15 protein-coding genes are annotated in these 15,758 nt (G+C 62.3%); 13 read left to right on the top strand and 2 right to left on the bottom strand.

The window, feature by feature from the left end:
* The first annotated feature begins 154 nt into the window (after window positions 1-154).
* From FJ430_RS11365 to FJ430_RS11315, 11 genes are all read left to right on the top strand, one after another.
* A complete protein-coding gene (locus FJ430_RS11365) occupies window positions 155-1,258 on the top strand; it encodes an inositol-3-phosphate synthase (RefSeq protein WP_140654226.1) in 1,104 nt (367 codons plus the stop codon).
* Complete coding sequence (locus FJ430_RS11360) at window positions 1,255-1,851, top strand: histidine phosphatase family protein (RefSeq protein ID WP_140654227.1); 597 nt, start codon at window positions 1,255-1,257, stop codon at window positions 1,849-1,851. The genes FJ430_RS11365 and FJ430_RS11360 overlap by 4 nt, the downstream gene beginning before the upstream one ends.
* A gap of 14 nt (window positions 1,852-1,865) precedes the next feature.
* Window positions 1,866-2,963, top strand: coding sequence for a glycosyltransferase (locus FJ430_RS11355; protein WP_140710539.1), 1,098 nt, complete (start codon window positions 1,866-1,868; stop codon window positions 2,961-2,963).
* Window positions 2,963-3,766 carry a sugar phosphate nucleotidyltransferase gene (locus tag FJ430_RS11350; RefSeq protein ID WP_140710537.1) on the top strand — a complete coding sequence of 268 codons (804 nt, stop codon included), beginning with the start codon at window positions 2,963-2,965 and terminating at the stop codon, window positions 3,764-3,766. The genes FJ430_RS11355 and FJ430_RS11350 overlap by 1 nt, the downstream gene beginning before the upstream one ends.
* A gap of 2 nt (window positions 3,767-3,768) precedes the next feature.
* Window positions 3,769-4,530, top strand: coding sequence for a TIGR04290 family methyltransferase (locus FJ430_RS11345; RefSeq protein ID WP_140654232.1), 762 nt, complete (start codon window positions 3,769-3,771; stop codon window positions 4,528-4,530).
* Window positions 4,523-5,458 carry a beta-xylosidase gene (locus tag FJ430_RS11340; protein ID WP_140654234.1) on the top strand — a complete coding sequence of 312 codons (936 nt, stop codon included), beginning with the start codon at window positions 4,523-4,525 and terminating at the stop codon, window positions 5,456-5,458. Before FJ430_RS11345 ends, FJ430_RS11340 begins: the two co-directional genes overlap by 8 nt.
* A gap of 18 nt (window positions 5,459-5,476) precedes the next feature.
* Window positions 5,477-6,538, top strand: a complete 1,062-nt coding sequence (locus FJ430_RS11335; RefSeq protein ID WP_140710535.1) for a glycosyltransferase family 4 protein — start codon at window positions 5,477-5,479, stop codon at window positions 6,536-6,538.
* On the top strand, window positions 6,538-7,530 hold the full coding sequence (locus FJ430_RS11330; protein WP_140710533.1) for a GNAT family N-acetyltransferase: 993 nt from the start codon (window positions 6,538-6,540) through the stop codon (window positions 7,528-7,530). Before FJ430_RS11335 ends, FJ430_RS11330 begins: the two co-directional genes overlap by 1 nt.
* A 49-nt stretch (window positions 7,531-7,579) precedes the next feature.
* The gene (locus FJ430_RS11325; protein ID WP_226892157.1) at window positions 7,580-8,440 is read left to right on the top strand and encodes a class I SAM-dependent methyltransferase; all 861 of its coding nucleotides are present in this window, start codon (window positions 7,580-7,582) and stop codon (window positions 8,438-8,440) included.
* 59 nt (window positions 8,441-8,499) lie between these two features.
* A complete protein-coding gene (locus tag FJ430_RS11320) occupies window positions 8,500-8,718 on the top strand; it encodes a hypothetical protein (protein ID WP_140710529.1) in 219 nt (72 codons plus the stop codon).
* A gap of 192 nt (window positions 8,719-8,910) precedes the next feature.
* Window positions 8,911-9,048 (top strand): hypothetical protein, encoded by a 138-nt coding sequence (locus FJ430_RS11315; protein WP_319023005.1) that lies wholly within the window; start codon window positions 8,911-8,913, stop codon window positions 9,046-9,048.
* 299 nt (window positions 9,049-9,347) lie between these two features.
* Here FJ430_RS11315 and FJ430_RS11310 read toward each other — a convergent pair whose 3' ends face one another.
* Window positions 9,348-9,908: a sigma-70 family RNA polymerase sigma factor gene (locus tag FJ430_RS11310; RefSeq protein ID WP_140710593.1), complete on the bottom strand. Its 561-nt coding sequence runs from the start codon at window positions 9,906-9,908 to the stop codon at window positions 9,348-9,350.
* 154 nt (window positions 9,909-10,062) lie between these two features.
* Window positions 10,063-11,988 carry an APC family permease gene (locus tag FJ430_RS11305; protein ID WP_140710527.1) on the bottom strand — a complete coding sequence of 642 codons (1,926 nt, stop codon included), beginning with the start codon at window positions 11,986-11,988 and terminating at the stop codon, window positions 10,063-10,065.
* Window positions 11,989-13,156: 1,168 nt separating this feature from the next.
* On the opposite strand from FJ430_RS11305, the gene FJ430_RS11300 reads away from it, so the two are divergent.
* Window positions 13,157-13,879 carry a heme-binding protein gene (locus FJ430_RS11300; protein WP_140710525.1) on the top strand — a complete coding sequence of 241 codons (723 nt, stop codon included), beginning with the start codon at window positions 13,157-13,159 and terminating at the stop codon, window positions 13,877-13,879.
* A 92-nt stretch (window positions 13,880-13,971) separates the two neighbouring features.
* Window positions 13,972-15,750, top strand: coding sequence for a methanol/ethanol family PQQ-dependent dehydrogenase (locus FJ430_RS11295; RefSeq protein WP_181175578.1), 1,779 nt, complete (start codon window positions 13,972-13,974; stop codon window positions 15,748-15,750).
* The last annotated feature ends 8 nt before the right edge of the window (window positions 15,751-15,758 follow it).

Raw genomic sequence — 15,758 nt, 5'->3', positions numbered from 1 at the left:
CTGCCGCCAACGCGAACCGCGTCTCTTTTGATCCGCAACCCAGCCCAGCAATTTTCGGACGCCGGGCAATTTTTCGCGGCGCCACGGAACATTCGAGGCCGCTCCCGGTTCGGCGGCGAGGAACTTACCTCCAACCAAAAGGGGCAGCGGTTTCGTGACATCGAAGAAAGTTCGTATCGGCATCGTCGGCGTGGGCAATTGCGCGTCATCTCTTGTGCAAGGTCTCTCCTACTATCGCCACGTCAACGGCAACGAGCCGATCCCCGGGCTGATGCATGCCGATCTCGGCGGCTATCATGTCGACGACATTGAGGTCGTCTGCGCCTTCGATGTCGCGAAAAACAAGGTTGGACGCGATGTGGCGGAAGCGATCTACACCGCGCCCAACAACACCTTTCGTTTTGCTGATGTCGCGCCGACCGGCGTTCGTGTGGAGCGCGGTCCAACACTCGACGGCATCGGCAAATATCTCCGAGAGGAGATCGAAGAGTCGGATGAACCGGCCGCAGACGTAACCACCCGGCTCCGCGGGAGCGGGGTCGAGGTGCTGATATCCTATCTTCCGGTCGGCTCCGAACAGGCGACGCGCTTCTATGCCGAATGCGCGCTTGAGGCCGGCTGCGCTTTCGTCAATTGCATCCCTGTCTTCATCGCCTCGCGGCCGGAATGGCGCAAGCGCTTCGAGGAACGTGGCCTTCCCCTGGTCGGCGACGACATCAAGAGCCAGGTCGGTGCAACCATCGTGCATCGGCTGCTCGCCAATCTCTTCCGTGAGCGCGGCGTTCGCATCGATCGCACCTATCAGCTCAACTTCGGCGGCAACACCGACTTCCTCAACATGCTCGAGCGCGAGCGGCTGGAATCGAAGAAGATCTCGAAGACGCAGTCCGTCACCAGCCAGATCGACGTCCCGCTTGAGGCCGGCAACATCCATGTCGGACCCAGTGACCATGTCCCGTGGCTGACCGATCGCAAATGGGCCTATATCCGTGTCGAAGGCACTACTTTTGGAGGCGTGCCGCTCAATGCCGAGCTCAAGCTGGAGGTCTGGGATTCGCCCAACTCGGCCGGCGTCGTCATCGACGCCCTCCGCTGCGCAAAGCTCGCCCTCGACCGCGGCATCGCCGGCGCGCTCACAGGCCCCAGCAGCTACTTCATGAAGTCGCCGCCGGAGCAGTTCACCGACGCGGAAGCGCGCCTGCGCACGCTCGCCTTCATCGCCGGTAACGACAAGCCTATGCTGGACGCCGCCGAATGACCACGACGTTCTTTCTCATCCGCCACGCGGCGCATGATCATGTTGGCTCATACCTGGCCGGGCGGCTCGAAGGCGTTCGCCTCGGCGAAGCCGGCCAGGCGCAGGCACTGCACCTCGCGCGGCGACTGACGCGAGAGCCGCTCGCGGCGATCTTGAGCAGTCCGCGCGAGCGCACGCTGGAAACAGCGAAGCCGATCGCCATCGCTTGCGAGATTGAGAAGATCGCGATCTGCAAGGAACTCGACGAGATCGACTTCGGCGAGTGGTCCGGCAAGACATTCGAAGAACTGAGCGGCGATGCAAGCTGGCGGCTTTGGAACGACCAGCGCCAGAGCGCCCGCACGCCGAGCGGCGAGACCATGCTGGATGTGCAGCACAGGATGATCGGCCTGATGGACGCGCTGCGCGAGAATGGACAGGGTCAGTGCATCGCGCTTGTCAGTCATGCCGATGTGATCAAGGCGGCTGTCTGCGCGATCCTCGGCCTGCAGCTTGGCGACTGCTTTCGCTTCGATATCGCGCCGGCCTCCATCACAACAGTCGTCCACGGCGACTGGGGCTCCAAACTGATCCGTTTGAATGAAGTTGCCTGAGGGAGTGGTCGCCCATGCGCATGGTCATATTCGGTCTGACCGTTACATCGTCGTGGGGCAATGGGCATGCCACGCTCTGGCGGGGACTGATTAGCGCGCTAGCACCGCTTGGCTGGTCGATCAGCTTCTTCGAGCGCAATACACCGTACTATGCCGGCGCCAGGGACATCGACCGGTTGAGCGGCGGCGGTGTCGTTCTTTACCCGGATTGGGAGGATATCCGCCAAGAGGCCGAGGCAGCGATACGGCAGGCCGACGTCGTCATCGTCACCTCCTATTGTCCAGATGCCGTGGAGGCCTCGCGGCTCGCCAACGACCGCTGTCGCGGCCTGAAAGTATTCTACGACCTTGATACACCGGTGACGCTGGCGAGCATCGAGCGAGGTGATTACCCGGCCTATTTCGAGCCGGAAGGATTGCGCGATTTCGATCTGGTCCTCAGCTATACAGGAGGGCCGGCGATCGATGCGCTGAAGCGCATTCTCGGCGTGCGCCACGTCCTGCCGCTCTACGGCCATGTCGACCCCGACCGTCACCAGCCGGCGCAGCCAAGGCCCGAGTTCGCCGGCGACCTATCCTATCTCGGGACCTACGCCGAGGATCGGCAGGCAGGCGTCGAAATACTGCTTGTCGCTGCCGCCGCCCGGCTTCCAAACCGACGTTTCATCATCGGCGGGGCGCAATACCCGCAGGACTTCCCCTGGAGCGGCAACATCTATTTCGTCCGGCACCTGCCGCCCGCCGATCACCCTGCCTTCTTTTCCTCCTCGCGCCTGACGCTGAACGTCACCCGTGAAGCGATGGCGCGAAAGGGCTGGTGCCCATCAGGGCGTCTGTTCGAAGCAGCCGCATGCGGCGCCGCGATCATCTCCGACGACTGGGCCGGCCTGGACAGCTTCTTCACGCCCGGCAGCGAGATTCTGTTGGCACACACTACCGACGATGTCGTCGCCGCGCTTGGCCAGTCGGACAGCGAAATCGAGGCGCTTGGCCGCCGCGCCCGTGAACGCGTTCTCGACGAGCACACGTCCGCGCACCGCGCCGCCGAACTCGATCGCATCTTGAACGCCGCCGTGTCCACGGCAGGTGGAGCAATGGAGGAAGTCGTCTGATGTTGGGCATCGTGCCTGCCGCAGGTCGCGGCAGCCGCATTCAACCGCTGGGTTTTTCCAAGGAACTGCTGCCGGTCGGCAGCCGACTGGATGGCCAGACCGAACGCCCTTGCGCGGTGAGCGAATATCTGGTGCGGCGGATGGTCCGTAACGGCGTCGACCGCATCTGCTTCATCATCGGTTCCGGCAAGTCGGACATCCTCGAATACTACGCCGCCGGCTATGACGACGCCGCGGCGATCTTCGTGGCGCAGCCTTCTCCGGTTGGACTGTGCGACGCGATCTTCCGCGCGGCACCGCTTGTGACGCCGGAAGAAACGGTCCTGATCGGCCTGCCGGACACGATCTGGTTTCCTGAAGACGGCTTCTGCCACCTGGCCGACGACCAGCTTTCTTTCCTGATGTTTCCGGTCGATCGCCCCGACCTGTTCGACGCCGTCGTCCTCGATCGGAACGGGCGGGTCGAGCAGATCCAGGTCAAGCAAGCTGACGCAGCGACAAACTGGGTCTGGGGCGCCTTCAAGATGCCGGGTCGTATCTTCCTTCAACTGGCGGCACTGTGGCGCCAGCGCGACGGCGTGGACGAGTATTTGGGCACTCTGGTCAACGCCTATCTCGCCGGCGGAGGCGAGGCTTACGGCGTCAAGGCCGGGACGGCTTATGTCGATGTCGGTACTTTCAACGGCTATCGCACGGCACTCAGGCTGCTGGAAAACAACGGCGCCGCGGAAGACGAAGTCCCGCCGATGTTCGCCCGGCAAGACCGCTCGCCTGTGCCACTCCTCCCAAGCGAAGGAGCTTAGTCATGCCCCATTCCAGCACGGAGATACGCCGCCGCATCGACGCATTGGGGCCCTGGTTTCACAATATGGAGCTCGCGGGCGTGGAGACCGCTCCCGATCATTTCCTCGGCAACTACCCGCTGATCAAATGGCGCAAATTCGCGGATGCCATTCCGACTGATCTTTCGGGCAAGTCGGTGCTCGATATCGGCTGCAACGCCGGCTTCTACTCGATCGAAATGAAGAAACGCGGCGCCGCTCGCGTGCTCGGAATCGACTTCGACCAAGCCTATCTCGCCCAGGCCCGCTTCGCCGCCGAGATCGCCGACTGCGAGATAGAGTTCCGAGAATTGTCCGTCTACGATGTCGGGGCGCTCGGCGAACGCTTCGACATCGTGCTGTTCATGGGCGTGCTTTACCACCTGCGCCACCCGTTGCTGGCGCTCGACCTGATCCGAGCGCATGTCGCGGGCGACCTGATGATCTTCCAGTCGATGCAGCGCGGCAGCGGCAAAGTCTTACCGCTCGAACAGAACTACCATTTCTGGACGCGCGATCTGTTCGACCAGCCAGAATTTCCAAAGCTGCATTTCATCGAGCATCGTTACGCCGACGACCCGACCAATTGGTGGATCCCGAACCGCGCCTGCACCGAAGCGATGCTGCGCAGCGCTGGTTTCGACATCCTGCTGCATCCGGAAGACGAGGTCTATTTCTGCCGCGCGTCCGACGACCCGACAGGCAGCGGCGCCGTCTATCCTTCGAAAGGAGAGACCGATGATTGAAGCCGCCATGATCTGGAACGAGCCCAACAACAAATCGCATTGGGACCCAGAGCTCGACCCCGACTGGAGCCGTTTTGCCACGATGGCGATCATGGCTGCCGATGCGATACGCCGCGAGAACCCGGCAATCACCAAGGTCCTCGGCGGCATTTCCCCGATCGATGCTGGCTTCATGACGCGCATGAAGGAGTTCGGCGTGCTTGACCACGTCGATGCCGCCGCAGTGCATGGCTTCCCGCTCGACTGGAACCTCTGGCAGATCCACGAGTGGCCTCACAAGCTCGGTGAGATTGCTACAGTCGCCGATATTCCGGTCTGGGTCAGCGAAGTCGGTGTGTCTACCTTCGGCGCCGAGGAGGTGCAAGTTTGGGGCTTGCGCCGGACGGCGGACCTTTTGCTCAGCCTCGCGCCACGCGTGCAGTGGTACAGCCTCTATGATCTGCCGCGTTCCTGGGAGGCGACGACGCGCCATCGGGAAGCGGAAGGCTCGTCCTATTACAGGCACTTCTACATGGGCCTGCTGCGCGAGGACGGCACGCCCAAGCCGGCGCTCGAGGAGTTCGCGCGCCACACTCCGCAAATGGGCCTAGTGCAGTGGTTCCACTATGAGGACCATCGGCTGGATGATGCCGTTGCCTGGATGCACCGTCTGGGCGTTACGCATCTGCGCACAGGCCTATCCTGGGCCGACAGTTTTCGGCCGAATGCGCAGGGCTGGTTCGATCGTCAGATGGAAGCGCTTGCCGATTTCAACGTCACGGTCACCTTCTGCTTCACGCCGCAACATCGCGGTCTGCAGCCCCATCACACCAGCCCGCCCCAAGTGCCGGAGGAATTCGCCGAGTTCTGTGCGGCGATGATCCGCCGCTACGCTCCGGCGATCAGCGATGACATGGCACCAACGCTACGTGTGTCGGCAGCATGGTGAGTTCCGGCTCGATCGGCTATGACACTGACCGTCCTCAACGTCGCCTACCCCCTCGCGCCCGTCGGGCCGGATGCGGTCGGCGGCGCCGAGCAGGTGCTGTCGGCGCTGGACCGGGGGCTGGTTGAGAAAGGCCACCGGTCGGTTGTCGTCGCCTGCCATGGGTCAAAGACGGCTGGCGTCTTGGTGGAAACACCGGCCGAAGCAGGCGTGCTCGACAAGGCGGCGAAGGACCGGGCCCAGCAGGCGCATCGCGATGCGATCACGGCCGCCCGGGCGCGCTGGCACATCGACGTTGTTCATCTCCACGGGATCGACTTCGATGCCTATCTGCCTTCCGAGGGCCCAACCCTGGTGACGTTGCACTTGCCGCTCGGCTGGTATTCGTCCGAGGTGCTTGCCCCGCCACGCGAGGACCTGTGGCTGCACGCGGTCTCGTGGGCGCAGCACAGGACGGCGCCGGCAGGGTCGAGACTTGCGAAGCCTATTCCAAACGGCGTTGATATCAAGGCGCTGAACCAGCCCCGATCGCGGCGCAATTTCGCGCTGGTGCTCAGCCGCATCTGTCCCGAAAAGGCCATCCATCTCGCGATAGAGGCGGCCAAGCGCGCCGGCATTCCCCTGGCGATCGCCGGCCAGGTCTATCCCTACGAGACCCATCTGCGCTATTTCGCCGACGAAGTGCACCCTCGGCTCGATCGGCAGCGGCGTTTCCTCGGGCCACTCGGCTTTTGTGCCAAGCGGCGCCTGCTCAACGCCGCCCGCTGCCTGGTCGTTCCCAGCCTTGCCGCCGAAACAAGCTCGCTTGTCGCGATGGAGGCGCTTGCCTGCGGCACGCCGGTCGTCGCTTTCCCGAACGGCGCCCTTCCCGATGTCATCGAGCATGGCAGGACCGGATTCCTGGTCAATGACGTCGAGGAAATGGCGAAGGCCATTGTCGCATCCGGAGCCTTGGACGACGAGGCATGCCGGGCCGAGGCGCGCCGCCGCTTCTCGCTTGAGCGCATGATCACATCCTACATGGATGCTTACGAAGCGCTGGCGAAGCTTGGCACCCGTCGCGCTTTGCTGGGAACCGGCTGATGGGCAGTCTGCGCACCGAGATCATTCGCGCCCCCGGGACGTTCGAGGACCTGGAGCCGTGCTGGTGGCAGCTCTGGGGGCAAAGCATCTCGGCCACACCGTTCCAATCTCCTGCCTGGCTCATCCCCTGGTGGCGTACATTCGCGCCGGGCGATCTCACGGCAATTGCCGTGTGGAGCGGAGACGATCTCGCCGGACTGGCGCCGCTCTATATCGAAAGGCATAATTGCGGTCAGCGCCTGCTCCCCATCGGGATTTCGCTGAGCGACTATCTCGACATTTTGTGCGCGCCGGAACTGCAGGCGGAGGCTGAGGCCGCCATAGCCGAGGCGGCGCTGTCGTTGGAATGGTCGCAGTGGATCCTGCCCGACCTCTCGGCCGATGCCATATCGCTGAGCCTTGAACTGCCGAATGCCGAAGAGCGCAGATCGATGGCCCACGCGGCCTGTCCTGTGCTGTCGCTCGATGGCGATCGGACTCTGGCCCGCTCGGTTCCGGCGAGACGAAGGCGTCAGTTGCGCCGTGCCGAGAGAGCTGCCAGGCGAAGAGGAGCCGTCATTGTCAGCCGCGGCGAGTCCGATCCGCAGACATTTCTCGACAGGCTCATCCGACTGCATGGCGCGCGCTGGACTGGCCATGGCGGTGGCGTGCTATCCGACACGGCTGTGGAATTTCATCGCAGGGCCCTGCCGCGGCTTGCCGATAACGGCCTGGCGCGATGCTTGACGATCCAGATCGACGATCTCGTCATCGGTGCCTATTACGGTTTTCATCACCGCGACCGGGCCTATGCGTACCTTGGCGGTTTCGATCCGGCCTATGCCGACGAAAGCCCCGGCGCGATTCTGATCGGGCATGCCATCACCGGAGCCGCCAGCGAGGGCGCGCTGGAGTTCGATTTCCTACGCGGCAGGGAAGGTTACAAATATGGCTGGGGCGCGAAGGACCGCTGGACGGCGCAGAAGGTGTGGACCAGGAGCGCGTCGCCGTGAACATCGCGAAGCAATCAGGCGCGATTGCCAGGCGCTGCTCAAGGATTGCATGACGGACAGCCTTTCCGTTGACAACGCGCTGGGCAGATTGGCCGTTTATATTGACAAGACCACCAGCGCGGCGCAACTGGCGGATATCGCGCTGGATATGCGTCCAAGCCATGCTCCCCGGCGATGCTGGCTGGAAGAGATCGCCACGATGCTTCGTGGCAAGGCGGATGCCTTCGACAAGGTCCGAAGAGCGGCTGCCTGCGTGTCGCATGACCGGCCGGATAGCGAACCGACCGCCATGACTGTCAAACGGCTGGCCGGCAGCTTCGATCGGGCGGCCGCCATATCTCCCGCGGCCAGCGTCCAATTGTCCTCGCTTGGTGACGAGCACAGGCTTTCGACTACGACCGCCGAGATTGTCTCATGGCTGGAACAGCAGGGTTTCCTTGGTGCCCATAAGCACATACTGGACATCGGCTGCGGCATCGGGCGTCTCGGACATGCGCTCGGCACCCAGGCAGGATATGTCGTCGGCATCGATATCTCGTCGCGGATGATCGAAATCGCGCGCCGGCGATGCGCCGGCCTTGTCAATGTGGAATTTCGCCTGACCTCGGGCCTTGATCTCGGTGATTTCGCCGATGCAAGCTTTGACGGCGTGCTGGCCCTGGACAGTTTTCCTTACCTTGTGCTCGCCGGGGTTGCCGAGCGGCATTTCAGCGAGATCGCGCGCCTGCTGCGACGGGGAGGAATGGCAGCGATCCTCAACTATTCCTATCGGACATCGCCGGGCATCGATTCCCGCGACATCAGCCGTCTTTCTCATGTATGCGGCATGGACGTTGCGGTCGACGGTGAAATGCCGTTCGGCAGTTGGGACGGCATGGTCTTCCTCGTCCGCCGTGCCGGCGGAACATAACGCACCGGCGGCAGTTCGGTCACCGAACAGTTCCACGCCTGCAGAACAGGGAGAAGGAAATGGCATCCGGCGGTAAGAAGCAGATGGGCCGCGGCAGCCAGGGCAAGGGTTCCGGAAGCGGAGCGAAGGCGACGCTTGCAAAGGACGTGGTCGGCGAGAACGACGTGCTGTCCAACCGGGACAAGAAGCAGCACACCGAGCAACGCGGTCTCGACGGCAACCGGATTACGTCCGATCAGTATCAGGATCACGCGGCGAACCGCCTTCCCGAGGATTGAGCTGATGTTCCCAGATCACCTCTTGCCGCGAAATCCGGTGACAACGGACCGGAAATCCCACAGCCTGCGGCAAGCGCCTTGCAAAGGCTGGTCGGCTATGCCCCTGTGAGATTTGAAGGGGCCTCTATTTGTTAAGAGAATGCGATGTCTCACAGGAGTCAGCGCGATCTTTGCGCCCAGTTGATCCTGAGCTTGGACCAGGAGATCGCATCACTGTTGAATGCTATCGAGCGGGAAGAGGTCCCTGACCGGCTGACAAGGCTTGCGCTCGAACTGCAGAAGGCGCTGATCGAAAAGCGCAAAGGCGACATGACGGGTGAGCGCGGTTGAAGATGTCACCGGCAAGGATGCAGCATTACTCGGAGACGGGCAGGTATCAATATCGCCCGCTGTCGCGTGATCGGTGGAACCTTAACATAAGTGAATCGTTGTAGCCGTTTGGGGGGTCATCCCGATGGCTGGCAGAACTCCGGAAGTGGACGAACTCGCTCGGCGGCTGGTCGCAAAGACGGGCATCACCGAAGCGCAAGCGCTCGAACTTGTTGCTCTGCTCGGCCTGAATTGGGCCTCGTTGATGAGAGAGGCGAAAGTCATGAGAGCAGCTCAGCGCCTGTAGGATTTGGCCGCGCTTAGCGCCTTGCGCCCTCAGCATCCCAATGGTTGTCCGAAAATTGACCTCGTGGCTCGATCAGCACTTGCGGCGAGGTTTCCCCAAGGAACTCCAGAACGCCGGCACGGGCGCGGTTGAGACGGCTTTTGACGGTGCCGACAGCGCAGCCGCATATTTGCGCGGTTTCTTCGTAGCTTACGCCCAGTACGCCGATCAGCATCAAAACCTCACGCTGATGGGAAGGCAGCTTCTGGATGGCTTGATGCACTTCCCTGCTTTGCACGGACCAGTCCTGGGACGGTTCTGAAGTCGGACGGCTGGAGGCGCAGTCGAGCAGCCCGGGCGCCTCCCTCGCCGCCGCTTTGATACGCGTGTAGTGCGTGTTGCGCATGATGGTGAAGAGCCAGGACTTCAGGCGCGTGCCGGGCTCGAATTTGTCCAGATTGCCAAGCCCCTTGGCCAACGTTTCCTGCACAAGATCGTCGGCATCGTCAGGCACGCGACAGAAGGTTCGGGCAAAAGCCCGTAAGGCAGGAATGAGATCGACGATGGAGATCTCCTCGGTGCTGGGGCTCGGCAGATTATGCTCTCTGGATGACAATGTTCCGGCCCCAGCAAGTAGGAATTACGAGGTGCAGACCAGAGAGAATGTTTGAAAAAAAGGAACGTTCCTGTTTTCCATCGCTCGGCCAAAACTTTTGGCGACGTGGCGTGATCGAAGGGAGCGGCAACATTCAATGGGCCCCCTCGATCCTCGGTTCTTCGATATACCAGGGCATTGAAATGATCACGATGTCCGACCCGCCGAACTCGAGCAGTTTGGCGTGCAATCGGCGAGCGCGATGCGTATGCAGGATATGTTGCCACCAATTGGGCGGCACGACCTCTGGGAGCAGCACTGCAATGGGACGGCCATCGAACTCTCCGCGCAACGTCCTGATCTCCTTCAGTAACGGCTCGTACATCAGCCGGTAGTCGGCATTGAGGAGAAGAAGACGCGGCGGGCGCAGGCCCGCCGCTCTCGCCGGCGCTTCCACATCCTGCGACCACCTTCCGCGAATTGCGCGCTCTTCATCGCTCTCTTCGCCCGACAGCCGCGCCACATGGACGGCGATGACATCTCCGGACAGGTGAAAGGCAAAGCTGAGCGCCTTGTCCGCCATCCTGTTCCATTGCTGGGTCACGACAAGAACGACAGCGGGCTCGGTGCTGCTCAAATCGACTTTGCCGGGCTCGCGCAGACTTGCCTCGAGCTGGTCGTAATAGCGCCGCACCAGCCGCAGGAGGAGGATCACCACCGGGATGACGATCACCGTGATCCAGGCCCCTTCCCTGAATTTGGCGACGACAATCACGATGAGCGCCAGCGCGGTGACTATGCCGCCGAACGCGTTGATCGCCAGATGCATGTGGTTGCCCGTCCGGTTCGTGTCCTTGGTTGTGCGAAGCGCCCTTACCCAGTGCATCACCATCCCGGTCTGCGACAGCGTGAAGGTCAGAAAGGCGCCGATGGCGAAGAGCGGGATCAGATGGTCGGTGATGCCGCCGAACACGATCAGCAGCAGTCCGGTCGACAAGGCGAGATAAAGGATGCCGATCGAGAAAACGAGCCGCCGGCCAACCATGGCGAAGGGTTTGGGAAGGTACCCGTCTTCCGCCACCATGCGGCAAAGGCGGGGGAAATCGACGAAGCTTGTATTGGCCGAAAGCGCCAGCACGCAAAGCAGGCTACCGATGGCGACGTAGTAGAAGACACCGTCGCCAACGACGGCATGCGCAAGCTGCGACAGCACGCTCTGATAGCCGTCCTTCTCCTGATCCATCGCGCCGATACGGTAGTGTGCCGACAGGAAACCGATGCCGCCGAGCAGCAGCCCAAGGATCAGACAGATCGCCGCCAGCGTGCGCCGGCCGTGCCTGACAGCCGGATCCTTGAAAGCGGTCATGCCGTTGCTGACCGCCTCCACGCCGGTCATCGCCGTGCAGCCGCTGGCAAAGGCGTGCATCAAGAGGAGCAGGCTTACGGTTTCGAACGGCTGCTGCAGGGGCGGCGGTGGAATTGCCGGCACCGGTTGACCGCCGGAGGCGACCGTCTTCGCGACGCCGATCGCCAGGATCGCCAGGAAGCTCGCGACGAACAGATAGGTCGGCAAGGCAAACAGCCGGCCGGCATCGAGCGTGCCGCGCAGATTGACGACGGTCACCAAAAGCAGGATCCCGAGGCAGATCCAAAGCGTGTAGGCATGCAGCGAAGGCAGCGCCGACACCAGTGCGCCGACGCCGGCAGAGATGCCTACGGCGACATTGAGCACGTAGTCGACCATCAGCGCGGCGGCGGCAAGCAGGCTGGCGTTGCGGCCAAGATTTTCGCGCGAGACGATATAAGCGCCCCCATTGCTGGGGTAAGCGGCGATAGTCTGGCGGTAAGAAAGATAAAGGACCGCGAGCAAACCGACTATGGCGCCCATGATGGGACCGATATAGCCCAGACCCGCCGCGCCGAGCGGGATCAGGATCGTGAGCGCCGCTTCCGGACCGTAGGCCGACGAACCCAGCCCATCGAGGCCCATGGCTGGCACGCCTTCGAAAACACCGATCTTGCGCTGCGACTGTTCCTGATTGGCCAGCCGGCGACCGAGAATCCAGCCCAGTATCGACATGTTGTGTGTCCCGGGAAACTCCTCCCGAATAGCGCGGAAAGAAGAATGTTCCTCGACTGCGACTTCCGACCCGGAGTGCAGGCGGGAATGCGCCGGTCGCTATAAATCACCAGTTCCCGTTGCTGGAGAGCGACCGAGCTCCCGATAGCGGCTCTTGTTGCCGCCCGTAACGGGACGTGACATTCGACCGTCCGTTGTATTTGCTGCAGATCGCGTCGCCTTGGACCGCAGCACGGCACGCGGTCACATACAGTGGCAAGTCCTTACGAGGAAAAACACGCCCACTCCATATGGGATAACGACGAGTGCGAGGGCAATCCAATAGCCCGGCTGCGCCATTGCCGCGAAATCTGAACGAAGCTGTTCCATTGCCATCGAACGACGCGCGCCTCATCGTTGTTCCAAGCGGGGCTCAAGACGGCAGTCCTGGGGCATGACGCCTTCTGAATTTGCCGGCAATAGAACATGTTCTTGAGCTTCCAGTTCGAGGCAGGACCAAAAGCAGTGGAGACGTTTGGTGGCTTCTATAACGCCAGAACAGGTAACGCGGCCCGTGTCCGGTTGACCTGTCCTCCGGTGCGGCTTGGAGCAAAATGTGATTTGAGCGAAGCGAGTGTTCGCGCGTTTGAGCGTGGTGGCCGTCCACCCGCCGGAAAGCTGCTTGCCATGCGCCAGGCATTCCAAGCCGCCGGCATCGTGTTTTTCGGACGGGATAGCTCCGGCAAGCCTGTCCTTCGATTGCAAAGCCCGGCTCGTGTTCCGGTCACCAATCTTACTGATGGCGAGGCTGGGATAATCGGCAACAGCGCAACGCAGCCACTCTCGCCATCTCGATCGGCGTGCCGAGCGGTTCGGGGAATTCGCGTGGCAGACAGAGTAAAGACAGTTTTGTAACCCTGCCGCGGTCGCAAAAACGGCCAAGCCCTGCCCCAATGCCATGATCCGACCTGGCGCCGACACGTCTGATGCGGCCACTGATCCATACTGAATCGGTTGCTCGACGTCCTTCCACGCCAGCGGACTTGGTCGGCTACAAACGCCTTTCATGAAGGAGGAACAAAGCTGCCTGTTGCCAGTTTGAATAGCCTCAACAGAGTGCTTCGAGGCCATGGCTCATCGTCGGTTTTCGTCACTGGGTCTGGGTTTCCTGGTCTTGGCGTTTGGCTCGATGCCGCAAGGCACTGCTCAGGCCCAGGCGCCCTGCTCGGCCGATCACGATAAGCTGCTCTCGGCGTTGAAGGCTAATGTCAAGGCAAGTGGCGGCCCCGCGAATGGCGGCTTCGAGAACAATGAATGGGCAGCGATAGTCGCCCGCGACGGTACCGTCTGTGCCGTTGCCTTCAGTGGACCTACCGCCGATGCGCAGTGGCCGGGCAGCCGGCTGATCGCGGCCGAGAAAGCCAATACGGCCAACGGGCTCAGCCTGGCCAACATGGCGCTGTCGACAGCCAATCTCTATGCCGGGGTGCAGCCGGGCGGGCCGCTGTTCGGTCTCCTGGCCACCAGCCCCGTCAACCAGGCAGCAGCCTATGCCGGTGACCCCAGGACTTTCGGCAGCGCCAACGACCCGCTTATTGGCAAGTCGATCGGGGGCGTCGTCGTGTTTGGCGGGGGACTGGCTCTTTACGACGGCAAGACAATCGTCGGGGCGCTCGGCATCAGCGGCGATTCCTCCTGTGCCGACCACAATGTCGCCTGGCGCGTTCGCGCCGCTCTCGGCCTCGACAAGGTTCCGGCGGGCGTCAATCCCAATCGCAAGGACGCCATCATCTACGATCTTGATCCCGGGGGGAAAAGTGCCTCCGGCTGGGGTCATCCGCTTTGTGCCGGTCGCGAGGCCGATATTGCGGCGGAAATCGGTTCCGGCGTCGGAGGTTCGACGCCGAAATGAAGCAAGCAACCGAAACTGCAACATTCTGCGGTGATGCCGCGTATTCCGACCGCCCGGCCGTATCTCAAAAACGTTTTGGCGTTCTTACAGCCATGCTGCTGGTCTGCGCCCCCTTGCTGACAGCCGCTTCGGAAGCTCCCCCATCGCCGGCGATATCTCCGCCTCCCGCGGCCGCGCCGCCTGATGACGGGCAATGGACGATGCCCGCCAAGAACTACGCCTCGACCCGTTATAGCGAACTCGCGGAAATCAACGAGGGTAACGTCAAGAACCTGCAGGTCGCCTTCACCTTTTCGACCGGGGTGAACAAAGGCCAGGAAGCAGCGCCGCTGGTGGTCGGCAGCACCATGTATATCGTGAGCCCGTTTCCCAACATCGTCTACGCGCTCGACCTTTCCAAGCCCGGCGCGCCGATGAAATGGAAATACGAGCCCAATCCTGAGCCGGCCGCTCAAGGGGTTGCCTGCTGCGACGTCGTCAACCGCGGCGCGGCTTTCGCGGACGGGCGCCTCTTCTTCAACACGCTCGACGGCCACACCATCGCGCTCGATGCGGACAGCGGCCAGCCGCTCTGGAACGCCCATATCGGCAACATCAATATCGGCGAAACCATCACCATGGCGCCGCTTGTGGTGAAAGGCAAAGTGCTGGTCGGCAATTCCGGCGGCGAGATGGGCGTTCGCGGCTGGGTCAAGGCGTTGGACGCCGGCGACGGTCACGTCGTCTGGACGGCCTATGGCACCGGGCCGGACAAGGACGTGCTGATCGGACCGGACTTCAAGCCCCACTACGATATGGACAAGGGCAAGGACCTCGGCGTCACCTCATGGCCGCCCGAGGCCTGGAAGATCGGCGGCGGCAATATGTGGGGCTGGATTTCCTACGATCCGGACCTCAACCTGATCTTCCACGGCACTGGCAATCCCGGCCCCTGGAATCCGGATCTGCGGCCCGGCGACAACAAGTGGACATCGGGAATTTTCGCCCGCGATCCCGATACCGGAGCGGCGAAATGGTTCTATCAATGGAGTCCACACGACCTGCACGATTATGACGGCATCAACGAGCAGGTCCTGCTCAACATGAACTGGCAGGGCAAGCCGCGCAAGGTGCTGGTCCGTCCGGAACGCAACGGCTACCTTTATGTCCTTGATCGCACCACCGGCGAGGTCCTGTCTGCAAAACCTTATGGTCCCGTCAATTCCAGCAAGGGCGTCGACCTTAAGACCGGCCGGCTGATCGAAAACCCTGACAAGCAGACCGGCACCGGCAAAGTCGTCCGCGACATCTGCCCGACCGCGTCGGGCCTCAAGGATTGGCAACCTTCCGCCTTCTCGCCGAAAACCGGCCTGCTCTATATCCCGCACAACAATCTGTGCATGGACGAAGAAGGCGTCGAGGTGAACTACATCGCCGGCACGCCTTATGTGGGGATGAACGTGCGCATGATCCCCGGGCCGGGCGGCAATCGCGGCGCTTTCACCGCCTGGGATATCGCGGCTGAGAAACCCGCCTGGAGCCTCAAGGAGAACTTCCCGGTATGGAGCGGCGCGGTCGTGACCGCCGGCGACGTGGTCTTCTATGGAACGATGGAAGGCTGGTTCAAGGCAGTGAGCGCAAAGACCGGCGACCTGCTTTGGCAATTCAAGACTTCGTCCGGCATCATAGGCCAACCCATCACCTATCGCGGCCCAGACGGCCACCAATATGTCGCCGTCTTATCCGGCGTCGGCGGCTGGGCGGGCGCCATCGTGTCGGGCGACCTCGACCCGCGCGATGCCAGCGCCGCGCTCGGTTTCGTCAATGCAATGAAGGACCTGAAGAACGCGACCACGGCGGGAGGCACGCTCTATGTGTTCCGGCTGCCCTGATGCGTTCG

Source organism: Mesorhizobium sp. B2-8-5 (assembly GCF_006440675.2).
GTDB lineage: Bacteria > Pseudomonadota > Alphaproteobacteria > Rhizobiales > Rhizobiaceae > Mesorhizobium.
Note: the sequence above shows the minus strand (reverse complement) of the source record. Positions and strands in the feature narration are given on the sequence as shown.

Excerpts from the sequence above, each read along its gene's own strand:
- FJ430_RS11300 (WP_140710525.1), top strand. The coding sequence starts at position 13,157 with ATGCCGCAAGGCACTGCTCAGGCCCAGGCGCCCTGCTCGGCCGATCAC.
- FJ430_RS11350 (WP_140710537.1), top strand. The coding sequence starts at position 2,963 with ATGTTGGGCATCGTGCCTGCCGCAGGTCGCGGCAGCCGCATTCAACCG.
- FJ430_RS11345 (WP_140654232.1), top strand. The coding sequence starts at position 3,769 with ATGCCCCATTCCAGCACGGAGATACGCCGCCGCATCGACGCATTGGGG.
- FJ430_RS11335 (WP_140710535.1), top strand. The coding sequence starts at position 5,477 with ATGACACTGACCGTCCTCAACGTCGCCTACCCCCTCGCGCCCGTCGGG.
- FJ430_RS11325 (WP_226892157.1), top strand. The coding sequence starts at position 7,580 with ATGACGGACAGCCTTTCCGTTGACAACGCGCTGGGCAGATTGGCCGTT.
- FJ430_RS11360 (WP_140654227.1), top strand. The coding sequence starts at position 1,255 with ATGACCACGACGTTCTTTCTCATCCGCCACGCGGCGCATGATCATGTT.
- FJ430_RS11340 (WP_140654234.1), top strand. The coding sequence starts at position 4,523 with ATGATTGAAGCCGCCATGATCTGGAACGAGCCCAACAACAAATCGCAT.
- FJ430_RS11355 (WP_140710539.1), top strand. The coding sequence starts at position 1,866 with ATGCGCATGGTCATATTCGGTCTGACCGTTACATCGTCGTGGGGCAAT.
- FJ430_RS11295 (WP_181175578.1), top strand. The coding sequence starts at position 13,972 with ATGCTGCTGGTCTGCGCCCCCTTGCTGACAGCCGCTTCGGAAGCTCCC.
- FJ430_RS11305 (WP_140710527.1), bottom strand. The coding sequence starts at position 11,988 with ATGTCGATACTGGGCTGGATTCTCGGTCGCCGGCTGGCCAATCAGGAA.
- FJ430_RS11330 (WP_140710533.1), top strand. The coding sequence starts at position 6,538 with ATGGGCAGTCTGCGCACCGAGATCATTCGCGCCCCCGGGACGTTCGAG.
- FJ430_RS11320 (WP_140710529.1), top strand. The coding sequence starts at position 8,500 with ATGGCATCCGGCGGTAAGAAGCAGATGGGCCGCGGCAGCCAGGGCAAG.